The organism is Pseudomonas saliphila (assembly GCF_008638345.1).
Lineage (GTDB): Bacteria > Pseudomonadota > Gammaproteobacteria > Pseudomonadales > Pseudomonadaceae > Halopseudomonas > Halopseudomonas saliphila.
In genome coordinates this window covers 85861-103980 of sequence record NZ_VTVA01000005.1, presented here as the reverse complement: position 1 = coordinate 103980, position 18120 = coordinate 85861, and the positions used below count along the sequence as shown (strand labels likewise).

At 58.6% G+C, this 18120-nt stretch carries 17 protein-coding genes; 8 read left to right on the top strand and 9 right to left on the bottom strand.

What is annotated here, in order from left to right; all coding sequences use genetic code 11:
• Nucleotides 1–19 precede the first annotated feature (19 nt).
• Genes FHK95_RS07665 through FHK95_RS07655 form a run of 3 tightly spaced genes read left to right on the top strand, consistent with a single transcriptional unit; the run spans nucleotide 20 to nucleotide 3206 of the window.
• Complete coding sequence (locus FHK95_RS07665) at nucleotides 20–1681, top strand: ferrous iron transporter B (protein WP_150304008.1); 1662 nt, start codon at nucleotides 20–22, stop codon at nucleotides 1679–1681.
• Nucleotides 1682–1688: 7 nt separating this feature from the next.
• Complete coding sequence (nudC, locus tag FHK95_RS07660; RefSeq protein WP_150304007.1) at nucleotides 1689–2528, top strand: NAD(+) diphosphatase; 840 nt, start codon at nucleotides 1689–1691, stop codon at nucleotides 2526–2528.
• A gap of 27 nt (nucleotides 2529–2555) precedes the next feature.
• Nucleotides 2556–3206 (top strand): hypothetical protein, encoded by a 651-nt coding sequence (locus FHK95_RS07655; protein ID WP_150304006.1) that lies wholly within the window; start codon nucleotides 2556–2558, stop codon nucleotides 3204–3206.
• A 31-nt stretch (nucleotides 3207–3237) separates the two neighbouring features.
• On the opposite strand, the gene FHK95_RS07650 is transcribed toward FHK95_RS07655, so the two are convergent.
• The 3 genes from FHK95_RS07650 to FHK95_RS07640 form a co-directional block, all read right to left on the bottom strand.
• Nucleotides 3238–4005, bottom strand: a complete 768-nt coding sequence (locus tag FHK95_RS07650; RefSeq protein WP_150304005.1) for an SDR family oxidoreductase — start codon at nucleotides 4003–4005, stop codon at nucleotides 3238–3240.
• Nucleotides 4006–4268: 263 nt separating this feature from the next.
• On the bottom strand, nucleotides 4269–4583 hold the full coding sequence (locus tag FHK95_RS07645) for an SCP2 sterol-binding domain-containing protein (protein WP_150304004.1): 315 nt from the start codon (nucleotides 4581–4583) through the stop codon (nucleotides 4269–4271).
• A gap of 52 nt (nucleotides 4584–4635) precedes the next feature.
• A complete protein-coding gene (locus FHK95_RS07640; RefSeq protein ID WP_150304003.1) occupies nucleotides 4636–5340 on the bottom strand; it encodes a histidine phosphatase family protein in 705 nt (234 codons plus the stop codon).
• Between the two features lie 166 nt (nucleotides 5341–5506).
• Between FHK95_RS07640 and sohB the strand changes: the two genes are divergently transcribed.
• Nucleotides 5507–6526: a protease SohB gene (gene sohB, locus FHK95_RS07635; RefSeq protein ID WP_150304002.1), complete on the top strand. Its 1020-nt coding sequence runs from the start codon at nucleotides 5507–5509 to the stop codon at nucleotides 6524–6526.
• Nucleotides 6527–6534: 8 nt separating this feature from the next.
• Complete coding sequence (locus tag FHK95_RS07630) at nucleotides 6535–7521, top strand: YhdH/YhfP family quinone oxidoreductase (RefSeq protein ID WP_150304001.1); 987 nt, start codon at nucleotides 6535–6537, stop codon at nucleotides 7519–7521.
• A gap of 63 nt (nucleotides 7522–7584) precedes the next feature.
• Here FHK95_RS07630 and FHK95_RS07625 read toward each other — a convergent pair whose 3' ends face one another.
• Together FHK95_RS07625 and FHK95_RS07620 are read right to left on the bottom strand one after the other, a co-directional pair.
• The gene (locus tag FHK95_RS07625; protein ID WP_150304000.1) at nucleotides 7585–8082 is read right to left on the bottom strand and encodes a DUF934 domain-containing protein; all 498 of its coding nucleotides are present in this window, start codon (nucleotides 8080–8082) and stop codon (nucleotides 7585–7587) included.
• A complete protein-coding gene (locus FHK95_RS07620; protein WP_150303999.1) occupies nucleotides 8066–9724 on the bottom strand; it encodes a nitrite/sulfite reductase in 1659 nt (552 codons plus the stop codon). Before FHK95_RS07620 ends, FHK95_RS07625 begins: the two co-directional genes overlap by 17 nt.
• Before the next feature lie 247 nt (nucleotides 9725–9971).
• Here FHK95_RS07620 and FHK95_RS20335 point away from each other — a divergent pair, with 247 nt between their 5' ends.
• Nucleotides 9972–10094, top strand: a complete 123-nt coding sequence (locus tag FHK95_RS20335; protein WP_268977555.1) for a hypothetical protein — start codon at nucleotides 9972–9974, stop codon at nucleotides 10092–10094.
• 43 nt (nucleotides 10095–10137) lie between these two features.
• Here the strand turns inward: FHK95_RS20335 and FHK95_RS07615 are convergent, their stop codons facing one another.
• The 4 genes from FHK95_RS07615 to metH all read right to left on the bottom strand — a co-directional run bounded on the left by FHK95_RS07615 (nucleotide 10138) and on the right by metH (nucleotide 16290).
• Nucleotides 10138–10329, bottom strand: coding sequence for a DUF2970 domain-containing protein (locus FHK95_RS07615; protein ID WP_408003600.1), 192 nt, complete (start codon nucleotides 10327–10329; stop codon nucleotides 10138–10140).
• A gap of 102 nt (nucleotides 10330–10431) precedes the next feature.
• Nucleotides 10432–11781 carry an MATE family efflux transporter gene (locus tag FHK95_RS07610; RefSeq protein WP_235906733.1) on the bottom strand — a complete coding sequence of 450 codons (1350 nt, stop codon included), beginning with the start codon at nucleotides 11779–11781 and terminating at the stop codon, nucleotides 10432–10434.
• A 150-nt stretch (nucleotides 11782–11931) separates the two neighbouring features.
• The gene (locus FHK95_RS07605) at nucleotides 11932–12456 is read right to left on the bottom strand and encodes an AAA family ATPase (protein WP_150304116.1); all 525 of its coding nucleotides are present in this window, start codon (nucleotides 12454–12456) and stop codon (nucleotides 11932–11934) included.
• A gap of 141 nt (nucleotides 12457–12597) precedes the next feature.
• Complete coding sequence (metH, locus tag FHK95_RS07600) at nucleotides 12598–16290, bottom strand: methionine synthase (protein ID WP_150303997.1); 3693 nt, start codon at nucleotides 16288–16290, stop codon at nucleotides 12598–12600.
• A 189-nt stretch (nucleotides 16291–16479) separates the two neighbouring features.
• Here metH and nfuA point away from each other — a divergent pair, with 189 nt between their 5' ends.
• Both nfuA and FHK95_RS07590 read left to right on the top strand, forming a co-directional pair.
• Entirely contained in the window at nucleotides 16480–17064 is a 585-nt protein-coding gene (gene nfuA / locus FHK95_RS07595; protein ID WP_150303996.1) for a Fe-S biogenesis protein NfuA, read from the top strand.
• Nucleotides 17065–17170: 106 nt separating this feature from the next.
• A complete protein-coding gene (locus FHK95_RS07590; protein WP_150303995.1) occupies nucleotides 17171–18103 on the top strand; it encodes a chemotaxis protein CheV in 933 nt (310 codons plus the stop codon).
• Nucleotides 18104–18120: the final 17 nt, after the last annotated feature.

Below are 18120 nucleotides of genomic sequence, written 5' to 3'. Positions count from 1 at the left end.
GATGGGGAGACGGAATGCGATGTTAACGGGTGCCACATCACTTGATCTTGTCAGGGAAGAGCTCTTCGCCAGCATGGGCGAAGCAGAAGATCTGCTACAGCAGTTTCTTGAGGACAGACATAATGGCAGCTTACTGCAACAGGCTATTGAAAGCCTGCAGCAACTGCGAGGTACCTTTGAACTGATCGAGCTGAACGGTGCCACTGTTCTTCTGACGGAAATGGTCGCATTGGCCACTGACGTGCCTGAGCATGACGGTACGGAACGCAATGGTCCGCTCTCTTCGCTCTGCGATAGTCTGTTCCTGTTGGAGCGCTACCTTGAGCAGTGCCGCCATCAGGGCTTTGAACGTCCAGAGTTGCTATTGCCAGCGATCAACGAACTGCGTAAACACCGCATTGACGCCGCTCCGCTTCCCGAAAGTCACTTTTATCAACTGGATGTCGTAGGCCTGAATACCAGCCTGCGGCCAGGCTCCAGCGAGGGGATCGAGTCACGCGCCTTCAACCGGCTGCGCCAGATGTATCAGCTTGGTCTACTGGCGCTAATTCGCGACGACGGTATTACAGCTGCAACACCTCTGATGAAGCGGGCACTGCAGCGCTGGGAAAGCTACCTGGCGAGTCCGGTCGCTACACTTTGCTGGGTCGCTTCGGCGGCGCTTGAGGCGGTCGAAGAAACGCCGTTGCATTTGACCAACGCCCGCAAAAGACTGTTCGCCCAGGTGGACCGCGAGGTCAGGAAGCGCAATGGTCAGCACGAAGCCAGTGACGCTCAGCCGCCGCGCCAGCTGTTGGGCGAGTTGCTGTATCTGGTGGCGCTCGCGGGCGATAACAGCCCCCGTTGCGCCGAAGTGAAAGCGGCATTCGCCTTGCCGGAACTCGACTATACAGAACACGAGATATTGCAGGCTTTCGATCGATTGCGGGGGCCGGGCGTGGATGTCATGCGCTCAGTGGCCGAGGCGCTTCGCGAAGAAATTGCCGCGATCAAGGATCTGCTTGATTTGCTGGCGCGGAACGCCGGCGACCCGGAACAATCCCTCGAAACGCTAAAGCTCTCCCTCCAGCGACTCTGGAAAACCTTCAGAATGCTCGAGATCGAGGCTGTGTCGTCCTATATTGAAAGCACATCCGGAAAGCTGGAAACCTGGCGTCTCGGCGACACGGGCGTGCTGGAAAAGATTGCCGATGCGGTGCTTCAGGCTGAAACAGCAGTGGATCGACTGGATGGCGACGGTGAGCCGGATGCCGCCGCGGGTACCGATGAGGCCGACGAGCCGCTCGCGTTGAAGGAAGCGCGGATTGTTTTGATCGAGGAATCTCAGGCTGGGCTGGCGTTGGCCAAGCGGGCGGTGACTGCCTATATGGAATCGGGCAATGATGTAATGCACCTGATGAACGTGCCCGATTCGCTGGAAACAGTGCGCGGTGGGCTTATTTTCCTGGGTATGAGTCGCGCAGCGAATGTGATTCGTCTGGCAGCATGCTTTATCAAGGAGAACATGCTGGATCGAAAACTGCTGCCCCATCCGCAGCAGCTGGAAGTGTTGGCTGATGCCCTGACCGGCATCGAGTTCTATCTGGAGTCGGCGGAGCGGAGTTCCGTGACCACCGCCGATGTTCTCGCGCTGGCCGAAGACAGTCTGGCCGAGCTGGGTTTCAATATTACCGAGGTATAAGTGTCGTATGCATAGACCAGGCAGTCGTTTTGTTCCGGCCAGCAGTGCCGGGGAGTCGCGCACTGATGGTCTGGTAATCGTCTACTATCAGCAGAGTTTTGCCATGTTTGATGGACGGTTGCTACTGGACCCGGACATGGCGCGCTATCTGGGCGATGCTGATCTTGATCTGCTGCTCGGCTTTCTGGATGGCAAACCCTGCCGGCTGCTGCGCCTGGAGCGGCCAGTAGATCTTCCTGGTCTCAGCTGGCATGGGCTGCGGGGGCTGATCGGCCAGGTGGATGACGACACCTTTCGCATGCTGGGTCTGGCGCAGCAGCTTGACGCCTGGCACGACAGTCATCGTTTTTGTGGCCATTGCGGTCAGCCGATGCAGGTGCGGGTTGACGAGCGAGCCATGGAGTGCACCAGCTGTGGCCTGAGGCAGTATCCCAAGCTGGCACCTTGCATCATCGTTCTGATTACCCGAGGCGACGAGGTGCTACTCGCTCGATCGCCCCGGTTTCCAGCAGGATTTTTCAGCACCCTGGCTGGGTTTATCGAGCCGGGTGAGTCTGCCGAAGAATGCTTGCATCGTGAAGTCATGGAAGAGGTCAATCTGGAAGTGGACCAGCTGGAATACCTCGGCAGCCAGAACTGGCCATTTCCTAATTCACTGATGCTGGGATTTCATGCGCGCTATGTCGGCGGTGAAATCGTACCCCAACCGGGTGAAATTGAAGAGGCTGACTGGTGGCATATTGACCGGCTGCCCGCTATACCGCCACGGGGTACTATTTCTCGCTGGCTGATTGATTGTCATCTCGCACGCCAACAGGGACAACCGTTACCGTCAGTACCAGCGTAAGCCGGACGCGGGCACGCAAGGAGTAGCATGCAATATTTCGGATTGGCCGCTTTGCTGGGAAGCGTTGGCCTCGCATTGTTGTTGGTGATGGCGCGTATTGGCTGGCGTCTGGACTGGCTGCTGGCCTGGCTCAAGGGCTGCTTTCTTATGGTATTGCTGACCCTGGCCGTGGTGCTGGGACTGGCAGCCTGGGAATTGCAGCAGTTTCGGCCTATCGAACAGGGTAGGCCGGCGGCAGTGTTGGAGCTCACAGAAGTGGCGCCTCAGCGGTATGACGCCACCCTGTCGAGTCAGGGCGTCAGGCGCCCCCTGCAGCTCGAAGGCGATACCTGGGAATTGCAGGTGCAAGTGCTGCGCTGGATGGGGCTGGGCAAGGCACTCGGATTGTCCGATGGCTACCGTCTTGCTCGTCTGAATGGGCGTTATATTGCGCTGGAGCAGCAGCAAGGCCGCAACGCAGGAACTTCGGGACGCTTGTACAACTCGCCGCCATGGCGTGATCTGTGGAACTGGCTGGACAAACTCGACACGCCGCTGTTTGTCGAAGCCGATGCCTTTGTCGTGCGGTATATGCCGCTGGCGGATGGCGCGCGGTTCGCCATTGATCTGGAAGCTACCGGTGTGACGCCGGCACCGTTGAACCCGGCGGCATTGCAAGCTTTGAAGCCGAGCGAGTGAGCGAGCCGGGCATCAGCCCGGCCCGATTGGTTCAGGACAACATGCCGCCGTCTACATTGATCGCAGTGCCGGTGGTATAGCTCGATGCGTCGCTGACCAGATATAACACGGTACCGGCCATTTCACTGGGGTCCGCCGCACGCCGCAGGGGAATGCGCTGGAGCGCGCCTTTGAGGATCGAATCATTGGACGTCAGGGCCGAGGCAAACTTGGTGTCGGTCAGACCAGGCAGTAGAGCGTTGCAGCGGATGCCGAACTGAGCACATTCCTTCGCAAACACCTTGGTCATATTGATTACCGCGGCTTTAGTGATGGAATAGATCCCCTGCATTTCACCAGGCACTACGCCATTGACCGACGCTACATTCAGAATCACGCCACCGCCGTTGGCGCGCATTAATTTGCCCGCTTCGACCGACATAAAGAAATAACCACGGATATTTACGTCCACAGTTTTCTGAAATGCACCGAGGTCGGTATCCAGCACATTGCCGAAATAGGGACTGGTCGCCGCATTGTTGACCAGGATGTCGAGTTTGCCGAACTGGTTGCGAACGTTCTCCACTGTTGCGCTGATCTGCTCTATCTCGCCGATATGGCAGGCAATGGCACTGGCTTTGCCACCTGCCGCCACGATGGCGTCGGCAACGGCCTGACAGCCTTCGATTTTCCGACTGGAAACGATAACGTGTGCGCCTTGCTGGGCGAGTAGCTTGGCGATTGCTTCGCCGATGCCGCGGCTGCCGCCAGTGACTAACGCAATTTTGCCGTCAAGATCGAATAGCTGAGTCTTCTGCATGAACATGGTCCTTGTGGTGAGGCGGGTGCCTGGCTTTAGGTGCCTGAAGACAGAGTAATCTAAAGGAGTGCCGGGGTAGCAACAACCTCAAACGAGTGTTTGAAGCGGTTTATCAGCTCGGGTGTTAAGCAGCGATTGTCGGTATCAATGGGTAACAGTTCCGTCAGCAAGTCTGATCGCCGAGCAGGCGCATTGCTCAAATACGCGTGTCGGTTCGATAAAAAAACCGGAGCGCAGGGCTCCGGTTTTTACGGCAATCAGCTTCAGGCGGGAAACAGTTCGCCGAGCTTCAGAGCCAGCATCATGTCGCCTTCGGCGCGAAGCTTGCCGGCCATGAAGGCCTGCATGCCATCGGTTTCGCCGCTGATGACGCCGGACAGTGTTTCGCTGTCCATGATCAGGGTAACGTCAGGGGCGGTAGCTTCGCCCTTATCTGCTTTGTAGGTGCCGTCTTTGACGGTGACAAAGAAGTTGTCGTCATCTTCGATATTGAATTGAAATACCAGGTCCAGGCCCTTCGCGGCGGCGGGGTTGAACTTGGAATCCATGTTGCTGATGATGTCTGAAACAGTAGCCATGAGCCTGTCCTTTCTTGGTTGAAGGCGACGGTCCTATGATCGTCACCGGGAGTTATCTGTAAGTCACCCACTCCGAGCGCTTGTGCACGTCAAGGTGGGCCTGGCTATTGAACGACGCCAGGCTGAGTTGATCTTTACGGTACTGCAGTCGGCTTACCGAGGTATTCACTATCTGCCAGTTAAGTTCGAAAGCGCTGGTCGCCGGCATGCTGGTGATCAGTTGCAAGGTGGCAGTGATGGCGCCCCCGGAGGTGAAGATCGCAATATTCTGGCCCCGACCGGCAGCCGCGAGGACGCGTTGCAAGCCGCCTTGCACGCGCTCGACAAAATCCGTCCAGGGCTCGCAGTCGTCAGGGCGGCCAGGGTCGGTGATCCAGTGAGTGATTACCTGACTGAAGATGCGCTGGAATTCCTTGCGATGCTGGCCGGCGTTCTGCACGTAGTGCAGCGCGTCAGGCTGGGTTTCCAGTACGCGGGGCAAGTAGGTTGCCATGACGCGATCCGACTGATATTCATTGAACGCCGCGTCAATATCGATCTCTCTGGTTTGCGTGCCTGGCATTTCCTCCAGAGCGTGCTTGCCGGTGTCAATCTGTCGCACCATTTCGCCTGCGACGCAGCGGTCAAAGCTGACACCTAGCTCGTCCAGATAACCGCCAAGCAGCTGCGACTGTTTGATACCGATCGGAGAGAGTACGTCGTAGTTCTCCGCGCCGAGGGACGCCTGGCCATGTCTGATCAGATAAATATCGCCCACGTGTAATAGCCTTTTAATTGAATGAATCCGAGGTTATGGATAGGCACGAACGCTGTCAACCAGAATCATACGATCGTTTGAAACCGGCTGCTGGCCGTTATGTGCCGAGTGCCAGATACATCCTGTATGCTTGGATCCAACTATACGACGTGCTGGAGTGATGTTTGTGGAATGGCTAGCGGAATATGCCCTGTTTCTGGCGAAAGCCTTCACCATTGTGGTGGCGATTTTTCTTGTACTGATGATGCTCGCTGCGTTGAAGAGCAGGTCGCGGCGAAACGAAGGCGTGTTGACCGTCAACAGACTTAATGAACAGCTGGCTCGGTCCACTGAGCGGCTCGGCAGCGCGGTACTGGAAAAAGCCGCGTTCAAGTCGATGCAGAAAGCACGCAAACTCGCCGAGAAGGGCCGGGCCAAGGGTGATCCTGCTCGCGTTAAGGTCTTCGTGCTGAATTTTGACGGCGATATCAAGGCCACCGCCCTGGAAAACCTCCGCCATGAAGTCACTGCCGTTCTGGAGCTGGCTACGCCGAAGGATGAGGTGGTGGTCAAGATTGAAAGCGGTGGCGGCATGGTGCACGCCTATGGGCTGGCCGCATCACAGCTGGTGCGGGTGCGTGACGCCGGTGTGCCCCTGACCGTGTGCGTTGACAAGGTGGCCGCCAGTGGCGGTTATATGATGGCCTGTATCGGCGATCGCATCCTCGCTGCGCCCTTTGCCATGCTGGGTTCCATCGGTGTCGTGGCGCAGATACCGAACTTCAATAAATTGCTGCGCAAGCACGACGTGGACTACGAAATGCTCACCGCTGGCGAGTACAAGCGCACGCTTACCCTGTTTGGTGAAAATACCGACAAGGGTAGGGAGAAATTTCAGGAGGATCTGGAAAGCATCCATCGACTCTTCAAGGACTTTGTCGGGCGTTACCGTCCCATACTTGATATCGAAACAGTCGCTACCGGTGAGGTCTGGTTCGGATTGGAGGCCCTGGAGAACGCCCTCGCCGATGAACTGAAGACCAGCGACGAGTACATCAGCCAGCGAATCCGCACGGCTGATGTGTTCGAGGTGCACTATGCGGTGCGCAAGCGGATGCAGGATAAATTGGCGTCAGGACTCTCGGCATCGCTGGATCGGTTGCTGCTGACCTGGGCGTCGCGCTTTCATAATCAGCGTTTCTGGTAGGAGGCAATATGTCGGAATTCAAGGCTTTGGTAGTGAGTGAGGAGGAGGGCCGGTACGTCTCTCGGGTGAAGGCGCGCCATGTGGATGATCTGCCTAAGGGTGAGGTGCTTATTCGCGTTAAATACTCCTCCCTGAATTTTAAGGACGCCTTGTCGGCGTCCGGCAACAAGGGCGTTACCCGTCAATACCCGCATACGCCGGGCATCGACGCCGCGGGGATAGTCGAGGCCAGTTCGGTCAGCGAGCTGGCGGTCGGCGATGAAGTTATCGTCACCGGCTACGACCTGGGCATGGGGACCTCTGGGGGCTTTGGTCAATATATCCGTGTCCCGGCAGCCTGGGTGCTCAGGCGTCCAAAGGGCCTGAGCCTGCGCGAAAGTATGCTGTTGGGCACTGCTGGCCTGACCGCCGCCCTGTGCATCGACAAGCTCGAGCAAGCCGGAGTGCAGCCGGGTCAAGGCCCTATCCTGGTCACCGGCGCGACCGGTGGCGTTGGCAGTATCGCCGTAGCGATGCTGGCAAGTCTTGGCTATGAAGTCGCCGCTTCAACCGGCAAGGCGCTACAGAGCGAGTTTCTCAAGAGGTTGGGCGCATCGCAGATTATCGACCGCACCGTGTTGGAGGCCGGCAATGACAAGCCGATGCTGAAAGAACAATGGGCTGGCGCGGTGGATACAGTCGGCGGCGAAATCCTGTTCAATGTAGTCAAATCATTGCGCTATGGGGCAAGCGTTGCCTGCTGCGGACTGACGGCGGGCACAGCCTTCAGCGGTAATGTGCTGCCGTTCATCCTGCGCAACGTGAATCTGCTGGGGATCGATTCGGTGGAACAGCCGTTGGTAGTGAAGGCGTCAATGTGGGATCGCCTGTCCCTGCAATGGAAGGTCGATCTTGAGGTGTTGGCACAAGAGGTGACGCTGGATCAGTTGCCGGACCAGATCGAGCGTATTCTGACGGGGCGGATGGTAGGCCGAGTGCTGGTTAATCTGGACTGATTCAGTTCAGCATTAAACGCCTGCAGATCCCACGGCATCGCCGTAGGATCTGCAGCGCAAGACCTAGCGGCGGCGCCGGAACAGCGGCAGCGGCTCGTCGGTGGCAGCCTGATAGGTAACCGAAAAGTCCTTCAGACTTTCCAGCGCCTCGTAGGGATCCCGGTCGGCGCGCAGGGCGAAGGCGTCGAACCCGCAGCGTTTCATGAAGAACAGCTGGTCGCGTAATACATCGCCAATCGCGCGTACTTCACCCTGATATTTGTAGCGCTCACGCAGCAGCCGAGCGCTGGAGTAGTGCCGGCCATCGCTGAATACCGGGAAGTTCAGCGCAACGACCTGAAAATGCTGCAGATCATCGGCAATAGACTCGACCTCTTCATCGGCCTCCAGCCAGACACCCAGCCCGCCATCGCGGGCGAGCAGGGCGTGGGAGTGCTCCTGCCAGAGCGGCAGAGGCACTAGCAGGTCGTCGGAATTGGACAGCTCGGCGAGGGTCACATCCCGTGGCAGCAGATGCCAGGTCTCATCTATGACCTGATCGCCCTTAATGATTCGCTGCATAGACGCTCTCCTTGAATGGAGCCATGCCGATTCGCTGGTAGGTGTCGATGAAGCGTTCTTCAGGGGTACGGTTTTCGACATATACGTTAATCACCTTCTGGACGACGGTAGGCATCTGTTCGGCAGCAAAGGATGGCCCGAGAATCTGGCCGATGGCCGCATCCCGACCGCTTCGGCCACCCAGGGAAACCTGGTAGAACTCCTGGCCTTTCTTGTCTACCCCAAGGATCCCGATGTGACCGATGTGGTGATGGCCGCAGGCATTCATGCAACCTGAGATATTCAGTTCCAGCTCACCGATATCGTGCAGGTAATCCAGGTCGTCAAAGGTGCGCTGAATGGCTTCGGCAATCGGCAGCGACTTGGCGTTAGCCAGCGAGCAGAAGTCACCGCCCGGGCAGCAGATGATGTCCGTCAGTAAGCCGATGTTGGGCGTGGCAAAGCCGAGCTCACGGCACTTTTGCCACAGCTCCGGCAGATCCCGTTGCTGCACGTAGGGCAGCACCAGGTTCTGATAATGCGTCGAGCGAATCTCGCCCAGGCTGTAGCGATCTGCCAGATCGGCAGCGGCTTCCAGTTGCTCGGCAGTGATATCGCCCGGCGCGACGGAGGTCGGTTTCAGTGAAAGCGTCACGGCAGCGTAGCCGGGGGCCCTGTGCGGATGCACATTGCGCATCGCCCAGTTATCGAATCCCTTGTCAGTACGGCGCTTCTCCAGGTAGGAGGCATCATCACCGTCGAAGGCTTCGTACGCCGGCTCCTGGAAGTACTGGCTGACCCGGTCGACTTCTTCCTGGGTCAGGGTGGCGCCGGAGTCCTTCATGCTGGCCCACTCGGCTTCAACCTTCCCGGCGAACACTTCGGGTGTCAGTGCCTTGACCAGAATCTTGATGCGCGCCTTGAACTTGTTGTCGCGGCGGCCATAGCGGTTGTACACCCGCAGGATAGATTCCAGGTAGGTCAGCAGATGCTGCCAGGGGAGGAAGGGGCGGATGACCGCGCCGACCATTGGCGTACGTCCGAGTCCACCACCGGCCAGGACCTCGAAGCCGAGTTCACCGGCTTCGTTACGTATGGCGTTGAGCCCGATGTCATGCACGCCCACCGCCGCACGGTCTTCGCGGGCACCGTTGATGGCGATCTTGAATTTACGCGGCAGAAACGCGAACTCGGGATGGAAGGTGGACCATTCCCGCACGATTTCACACCAGGGGCGAGGATCAACGACTTCATCGGCGGCAACACCGGCGAACTGGTCGGTGGTGGTGTTGCGAATGCAGTTGCCGCTGGTTTGAATAGCATGCATCTGTACCGTCGCCAGCTCGGCGAGGATATCGGGAACATCCTCCAGCTCAGGCCAGTTGAGCTGAATATTCTGGCGAGTGGTGATGTGCGCATAGCCCTTGTCGTACCGGCGAGTCACGTAGGCGAGCTTGCGCAGCCTGGCGGAGGACAGGGCGCCATAAGGCACCGCAAGGCGCAGCATCGGAGCGTAACGCTGTATATACAGTCCGTTTTGCAGACGCAGGGGCAGCATTTCAGCTTCGCTGAGCTCACCTTGGAGATAACGGCGGATTTGATCGCGGAACTGCTTGACGCGGTCCTCCACGATCCGTTGATCATATTCGTCGTAGATATACATGTCGCAACCTGTTCGTGGGACGTCTGCACGCCCCTGATCTAAGGATGGCTTCGCCCCTGCAGGGCTCTGAAGCGGGCAGACGATAGCAGTTTTCCGTTATGCACAAAAGGAATGTTTATCTATATGTTTAGACCGAAACCGCATTACACTGCGGCCTCTTGTGCTTGAGTGCGCGATGGGCTTAACTGCGTAGGGTAAGTATCGACCATGCCGCGCGCAAGAATAATAAGACATAGAGGGAAAGCTAATGACCGAGCACCATGATTCAACCGATTCTCATCATTCCGATAGCCATCTTGATGCATTCGCCGCCGTCGCGCTCATCCTGGTGGCCGTGCTTACCGCGGTATTCTGGGTGAGCCAGCAATAATAATCGCTCCGAGCCCGATCATATGTGGTCGCCAGTCGGCTGATTAGACCCCGGCGAAGTGCAATATCAGCTTTACCACGCCGATTATGACCAGGACGAACACCACCAGAAAGGCAATGCCAAGCCCGATAAAATGGCTTGGCTTGCCCTTGGTGAAGTCGCGTTCCCTGGCCTTACTGCTTTGAACCCCTAGTGCTCCAAATAACACACTGCTCAGAGTGTCGCGAAACCGCATTGTCTGCGGTTCGTCGTCAGGGCGCGGTTGTTTTTCTTCTGTCATGACTACCTCGTCATTCGATTGCATTCGGCGTCTGCCAACCCGTAAAGCCATCCTGCCTTATATCCGGATCTCTGCCCAGTGTCGACGGCGCCACATGACGGCAAAGATAACCGAGGTCATCGCCCGGTATAGGCTCTGCATCAGCCAGATGGTCAAGAGCCCGCCGCCAAGAACCGGGCCAGCCACATAGGCGCAGGGTAGAAAAATCAGCCACTGGCTTCCTAGATTTACTCCCATTACGGTGCGGCTGGCTCCAGCGCCCAGCAGTGCCTGGGTCAGAACCAGTGCGGTGGCGTCCAGTGCCATGCCCAGCCCGGTAATGCGCAACGGCCATTCACCCAGCGCCAGCAGGTCTGGATCCCGGGTAAAGAGCCCCAGTACCTGCTCCGGTATCAGCCAGAATGGCATGCCCATAACGAACAGTGCGCAGGCGGCCACACGGACCACATCCCAGCCCCAGCGGTAGGCTTCTTCCGGCTGCCGTTGCCCCAGGCTATGACTGACCAGGGTCGTGGCGGCCATGCCCATGCCCACGCCTGGCAGAATCAAAAACAGCGCCAGGTTCACCAGTATGTGGGCAATAGCCAGTTCGGGGGTGCCCACCTGCCCGATGATCCAGAACAGAAGGGTGATGCCGGTGGCGAAGAAGAACTGCTGAAGCGAATTGGGGATGGACAATCTGAGCATCGCGCGCAAGCCGCGGCCACGGGGACGCGTACGCAGAAAACCGTGTTCGCGTCCGGATCGCCAGGTGATCAGCATATAGAGCAGCGAGCCGAGGAACATGGCGATGCAGGTGCCCAGCCCCGACCCGGCAGCGCCCATCTCGGGTAGACCGAGCTGGCCGAAGATCAGGCCATAGCTGATCAGCACGTTGCACAGGTGCATGACCACGAGGATCTGCAGATAGCGTCCGGATTGGCGAATCCCGTTCCAGTAACCCCGGAACGCGAAATTCGCCCCTACCGCAATGATCGCCAGAGTTCGCCACTGGAAATACTCGCTGCCGATGGTTATTACGGCCGGGTCTTCAGACAGGAAGCCGATAATGCGCGCTGCGTTGAGCCAGCAGAACAGCGTCAGGGGCACTGCCAGTATAGCGGCTATCAAAAGGCCTTCGTTAAGGGGGCGCGCGATGTTGGCGGTGTCTCCTTCGCCCCCCCGCCGTGCGACCATAGCTTGCACCCCGGCGCCCAGACCCATGACCAATGCGATGGCCATGAAGGTGGCATAACTTCCCAGGCCCACACCAGCGAGCGCCTCACTGCCGAGCGAGCCAACCATGGCGGCGTCGACCAGATTGAGCAGGCTCTGACTGAGCATCCCGCCCATGATGGGCAGGCCTATCAGGCCAATGCTCTTGAGGCGACTCGGGCTGGGAAGAATGCGGAATCGGGAATGTCTCAAAATGACGGCGTACCAGTAAACGATGACTTGTCAGCTGCCCACGCCGGAGACGCTGATGATGGACACATGGCTGCTTGAATATAACAAAGTTGCCGTGGCCTCTGCACGACTGCCGTTAGGCATGTCCGGGTGCGACCAGCAATGCAGGCTCTATCGGGTGAGCAACTGTGCGACCAGGTCTCGAGTGTACGCCTGCCTGTGTGACCAGGAGCCGGTGATTTCAGTCATGGGCTGCTGGTGATAGTTCAGCCAGCTCCTGCAGGCCTGATAGAAGGCATGACGCTGCTTAGGTTCCGGTTGGCAGCGCTGGCCGTCGGCTACCCAGGGCACGCCTTCCGGGCTGAGCAGCAGATACTGATCATACTGGCGCGTTAGCAGCTCAGCCTCCATCCACTCTGGACAGTCGTTGAAAAGCGTTCTGCTCCAGAGCACGTTGCTCAGCAGGTTGGTGTCCAGAATCAGCAGCTCAGGTTGTCGCTGGCGTGCGGCATCCTCCTGCATCAACTGACAACGCGCAATGACGGGAACATCCGCGAAACAGGTGTCGCGCTTTTCCGCGTCGATAAACTCGCGCACGTATTCACTGACCAGTAGGCCTCCAAAATGGCGCTGCAGGTCCTTTGCCAACCAGCTCTTGCCGGTCGACTCAGGGCCCGTGAGGACCACTACGCGCATGCGGGAGTTGCCATTGAAGTGCGCCATTCGCGCCAGCCCACCAGCGCGGCGGTGATTTCGAGTGGAGTCATGGTGGGGCGTAATCAGGGGAGGGCGGTGACTCAGCGCCAGAGGCTGAGCCACCGACCCCCTATCCCTTTCTTACACGTCGTAGCCGAGGTTGGGCATCAACCACCGCTCAGTCACTTCGATATCCTGACCCTTGCGTTGGCTATAGCTCTCGACCTGGTCCTTGTCGATCTTGCCGACCGCGAAGTACTGCGCCTTGGGGTGCGCAAAATACCAGCCGCTGACGGCAGCGGTGGGGAACATGGCAAAGTGCTCAGTCAGGGTAACGCCGGATTCGCTGTCCGGATCCAGCAATTCGAACAGCGCCGCCTTTTCCGTGTGGTCCGGACAAGCCGGGTAGCCAGGCGCCGGACGGATGCCCTTGTATTGCTCCTTGATCAGCTCGTCATTGCTGAGCTGTTCTTCCGGGTCATAGCCCCAGTATTGCCGGCGAACCTGCTGGTGCAACCATTCCGCGCAGGCTTCGGCGAGACGGTCAGTCAGTGCCTTGACCATGATCGCGTTGTAGTCGTCACCCGCATCCTGGTAGGCCTTGGACACCTCTTCGGCGCCAATCCCGGCGGTGGTAATGAACCCGCCAACGTAATCGGTCACGCCGCTGTCCTTGGGTGCGACAAAATCCGCCAGAGAGAAGTTGGGCTTGCCATCGGTTTTTTCGATCTGCTGACGCAAATGATGCAGCCGTTTGATCGGCTGACCGGCGTCGTCATACAGCTCGATATCGTCACGGTCGACCTGATTGGCGGGCCAGAAGCCAAACACGGCCCGGGCGCGAATCAGCTTTCCGTCGATCAGCTTGTTGAGAATGTCCTGGGCGTCCGCGAACAGTGAGGTGGCGGCTTCGCCGACTACCTCATCCTCAAGGATGCGCGGGTACTTACCGGCCAGATCCCAGGAGATGAAAAAGGGTGTCCAGTCAATGTACTCGGCCAGCACTCTGAGATCGATGTCGTCCAGCACCCGTGAGCCGGTAAAGGTCGGCTTGACCGGATTGTAGCTGTCCCAGTCGAACTGCGGGCCGGCGGCCAGCGCGGCCCGATAGCTCAGGCGCTTGGTGCGTGCGGAGCGGTTGGCGGTGCGCTCCCGGATAACCGCGTAGTCTTCCCGCGTCTTGGTCGCAAAGCTCGGCTTCAGCTCCTTCGACAACAGAGTCGTAGCTACACCCACGGCGCGGGATGCGTCAGTGACATACACCACCGCATCGTTCTTGTAGTGCGGGTCGATCTTCACCGCTGTGTGCGCCTTGGAGGTGGTGGCGCCGCCGATCATCAGTGGCAGGGTGAAGCCCTGGCGCTGCATTTCGCGGGCGACATGCACCATTTCATCCAGCGAGGGCGTGATCAGCCCGGACAGGCCGATGATGTCGCATTTTTCCTCGATCGCGGTTTTCAGAATCTTGTCCGCCGGCACCATAACGCCCATATCGACCACGTCGTAGCCGTTACAGCCCAGTACCACGCCGACAATGTTCTTGCCGATGTCATGCACATCGCCCTTGACCGTCGCCATCAGGATCTTGCCCTTGGCTTCGGGCTTATCGCCTTTTTCGGCTTCGATAAAGGGAATCAGGTGCGCCACCGCCTGCTTCATGACCCGCGCGGATTTCACCACCTGCGGCAGGAACATTTTGCCCGAGCCGAACAGGTCGCCGACCACGTTCATCCCGGACATCAGCGGCCCCTCGATCACTTCAATCGGTCGCGCACACTGCTGACGGGCTTCCTCGGTATCGGCAACGATATGCGTGGTAATGCCTTTGACCAGCGAATGCGACAAGCGCGCGTTCACATCCCAGCTGCGCCACTCCTCGTTCTGGACTTCCTTGACGCTGCCGTCGCCCTTGTACTCATCGGCGATGTTCAGCAGCGCTTCGGTACCACCCTCCGAACGGTTGAGCACGACGTCTTCGACAATGTCCCGCAATTTGGTCGGGATCTGGTCATAGATCTCCAGCTGACCGGCATTGACGATGCCCATGGTCAGGCCGGCTTTGATCGCGTGGAACAGGAACACCGAGTGAATGGCTTCACGCACCGGGTTGTTGCCGCGGAAGGAGAACGACACGTTCGATACGCCACCGGAGGTGAGGGCGTGGGGCAGGTGGTCGCGGATATAGCTACAGGCCTCGATGAAATCGACGGCGTAGTTATTGTGTTCCTCGATGCCCGTGGCGATGGCAAAGATGTTCGGGTCAAAGATGATGTCTTCCGCCGGGAAACCCACCTCATTGACCAGGATGTCGTAGGAACGCTTGCAGATCTCGCGTTTGCGAGCGGCGGTATCCGCCTGACCTTTTTCGTCAAAGGCCATGACGATTATTGCAGCGCCATAACGCTTGCACAGTCGAGCCTGCTGGCGGAACTGATCCTCGCCTTCCTTCATGGATATCGAGTTGACGATGCCCTTGCCCTGGATGCACTTGAGGCCGGCCTCGATAATTTCCCATTTAGACGAGTCGATCATGATCGGCACGCGGGAGATATCCGGCTCGCCGGCAATCAGATTGAGGAAGGTGACCATCGCCGTCTTCGAATCCAACATGCCCTCGTCCATGTTGATGTCGATGATCTGCGCACCGGCTTCGACCTGTTGCAGGGCAACGGATAGGGCCTCGGTGTAATTGTCGTCGCGAATCAGTCGAGCGAACTTCGCCGAGCCGGTGATGTTGGTTCGTTCTCCCACGTTCACGAACAGCGAGTCGCGGGTAATAGTGAAGGGCTCCAGGCCGGACAGACGACAGGCCTTGGGGATATCCGGGATCTGACGCGGTGGATACTTGGCGACCGCCCTGGCGATCGCTGCAATATGCTCAGGCGTGGTACCGCAGCAGCCACCAACAATATTCAGAAAACCGGCAGCGGCGAACTCTTCAACGATAGCGGCCATCTCGGCGGCCGACTCTTCATACTCGCCAAACTCGTTGGGCAGGCCCGCGTTAGGGTGCGCCGAGATATGCGTATCGGCCTTGTCGGACAGCTCTTCCAGGTAGGGACGCAGCTCCTTGGCGCCCAGTGCACAGTTCAAGCCGACCGACAGCGGGTTGGCGTGGCGCACCGAGTTCCAGAAGGCTTCAGTGGTCTGGCCGGAAAGGGTTCGGCCTGAGGCATCGGTGATGGTGCCGGATATCATGATCGGCAGTTCCACACCCAGGTCTTCGAAAGTCTGCTGGACAGCGAAGATCGCCGCCTTGGCATTCAGCGTATCGAAGATGGTTTCGATCAGAATCAGATCGGCGCCGCCTTCCACCAGCCCGCGGGTGGCCTCGCTGTAGTTCTCGACCAGCTCATCGAAGGTGACGTTGCGATAGCCCGGGTTGTTCACGTCGGGCGACAGCGAGCAGGTCCGACTGGTCGGCCCGAGCACTCCGGCGACGAAGCGGGGGCGGTCCGGCGTCTCTTCAGTCTTGGCATCGCACACCCGGCGAGCCAGGCGTGCGCCTTCGAGATTCAGCTCATATGCCAGCTCCTGCAGGCCGTAGTCGGCCTGGGACACCCGCGTCGAGTTGAAGGTGTTGGTCTCGATGATGTCAGCACCGGCATCAAGGTAGGCTTTCTCCATGGCGCCGATCGCATCGGGGCGCGTCAGGATCAACAGGTCGTTGTTGCCCTTGAGGTCCGTCGGCCAATCGGCGAAGCGTTCGCCACGAAAATCAGCCTCTTCAAGCCGGTAGCTCTGGATCATGGTTCCCATGCCACCGTCGAGAATCAGGATGCGCTGGCGCAGCGCCTCATGCAGGGCGGTCAATCGAGCATTCAGATCAAGCATCGGGACTCCGGGGGATTGCAAACTGGATAGCCGGCTAGTCTATCAGATGCGTCTGCAACACTGAATTGCAGCCGGCGGGCGGGCCGATTGGACGCGTCAATAAATACCCTACCAAAACAGTGGGACTTTAACCGGTCGGCCTTCTCCCGTACACTGTCGCCATTGAACCCATTGCGTACGAGGCATTACATGGCAGGCATTACTCTTACCTCCGCAGCTGAAGCCTATCTGGCTGAGCTGCTGGCAAAACAGGACACCACGGGTATTGGCATCCGGGTATTCATTACCCAGCCGGGCACGCCCTATGCTGAGACCTGCATCGCCTACTGCAAACCGGGTGAAGAAAAGCCCGAAGATCGGGTGATGACACTCGATTCCTTCGGGGTCTGGATCGATTCAATCAGTGAGCCCTTTCTCGAAGATGCGGTGGTGGATTACGCTACCGATCGCATGGGCGGGCAGCTGACCATCAAGGCACCTAACGCCAAGGTGCCCATGGTCAACGACGGCAGCCCCTTGAATGACCGCATCAACTATCTGCTGCAAACCGAGATCAACCCGGGGCTGGCCAGTCATGGCGGCGAAGTCAAACTAGTCGACGTGGTGGAAGGTGGTGTTGCCATCTTGCAGTTCGGTGGCGGCTGTCAGGGTTGTGGGATGGTCGACGTGACGCTCAAGGAAGGTATCGAGAAGACGCTGGTGGCACGCATTTCTGAGTTGACAGCGGTGCGTGACGTAACCGACCACACCGTCACCGAGAACGCCTATTATTGACCGGGTCACGATCGGCTGCTGAAAATGCCGCGGCAACGCGGTATTCTGCCGGCGTGGCGTGGCGTATGGTTGGCCGCATAGCTCAGCTGAATCGACGAGGGAACGTATGGCCGGAGTATTGGATAGCGTAGACCAGAGAACGCGCCTGGTAGGCGAGAATCGTCTGGAAATCCTGTTGTTCAGGCTGACCGGAGCGCAGCTGTTCGCGCTCAACGTGTTCAAGATCCGGGAAGTACTTCAGTTACCGCGTCTGACCCAGATGCCCAAAAGCCATCCCCATGTGCTCGGCGTGATCCATCTGCGCGGTCAGGCCATCCCGGTTATCGATCTGTCGGCGGCCATTGGCATGCGGGCGCAGCCGGTTACGGCCGAAAGCACCATTATTGTCACCGAATACAATCAATCGGTTCAGGCGTTTCTGGTCGGGGCAGTCGACCGCATCATGAATTTGAACTGGGATACCGTGCTGCCTCCGCCGCGTAGTGCTGGTCGCGCCCATTACCTGACCGCCATCACGCGGCTCGAGAACCAGCGCCTGGTCGAAATCATCGACGTGGAGAAAGTGCTGGCGGAGATCGTGCCGTTCAACACCCGGGTCAGCGACGCGTTGCTGGATCCGGCGCTTCTGAACAAGGCGCGGGGCAGGGAGGTTTTGCTGGTCGATGACTCGCCCACCGGCATCAACCAGCTGCGTGAAACACTGTCCCAGCTCGAACTTACGATGCATGTGCAAACCGATGGTTTACGCGCGCTCAGACAGCTGCAGGCCTGGGCTGACGCAGGGGAGCAGGTCAGTGACCGGTTGTTGATGGTCATCACGGACGCCGAGATGCCGGAAATGGACGGTTACCGTCTGACCTCCGAAATCCGCAAGGATCCGCGACTCAAGGACCTTTGCGTTGTGTTGCACACCTCGCTTTCAGGCAACTTCAACAAGGCGATGGTCGAGAAAGTCGGCTGTGACGGATTCCTGTCCAAGTTTCAGCCAGACCAACTGGTTGAAGTCGTCCGCGAGCGCTTGAGCCGCCTGCCTGACTGAGCGCCTCGCTCCGACGG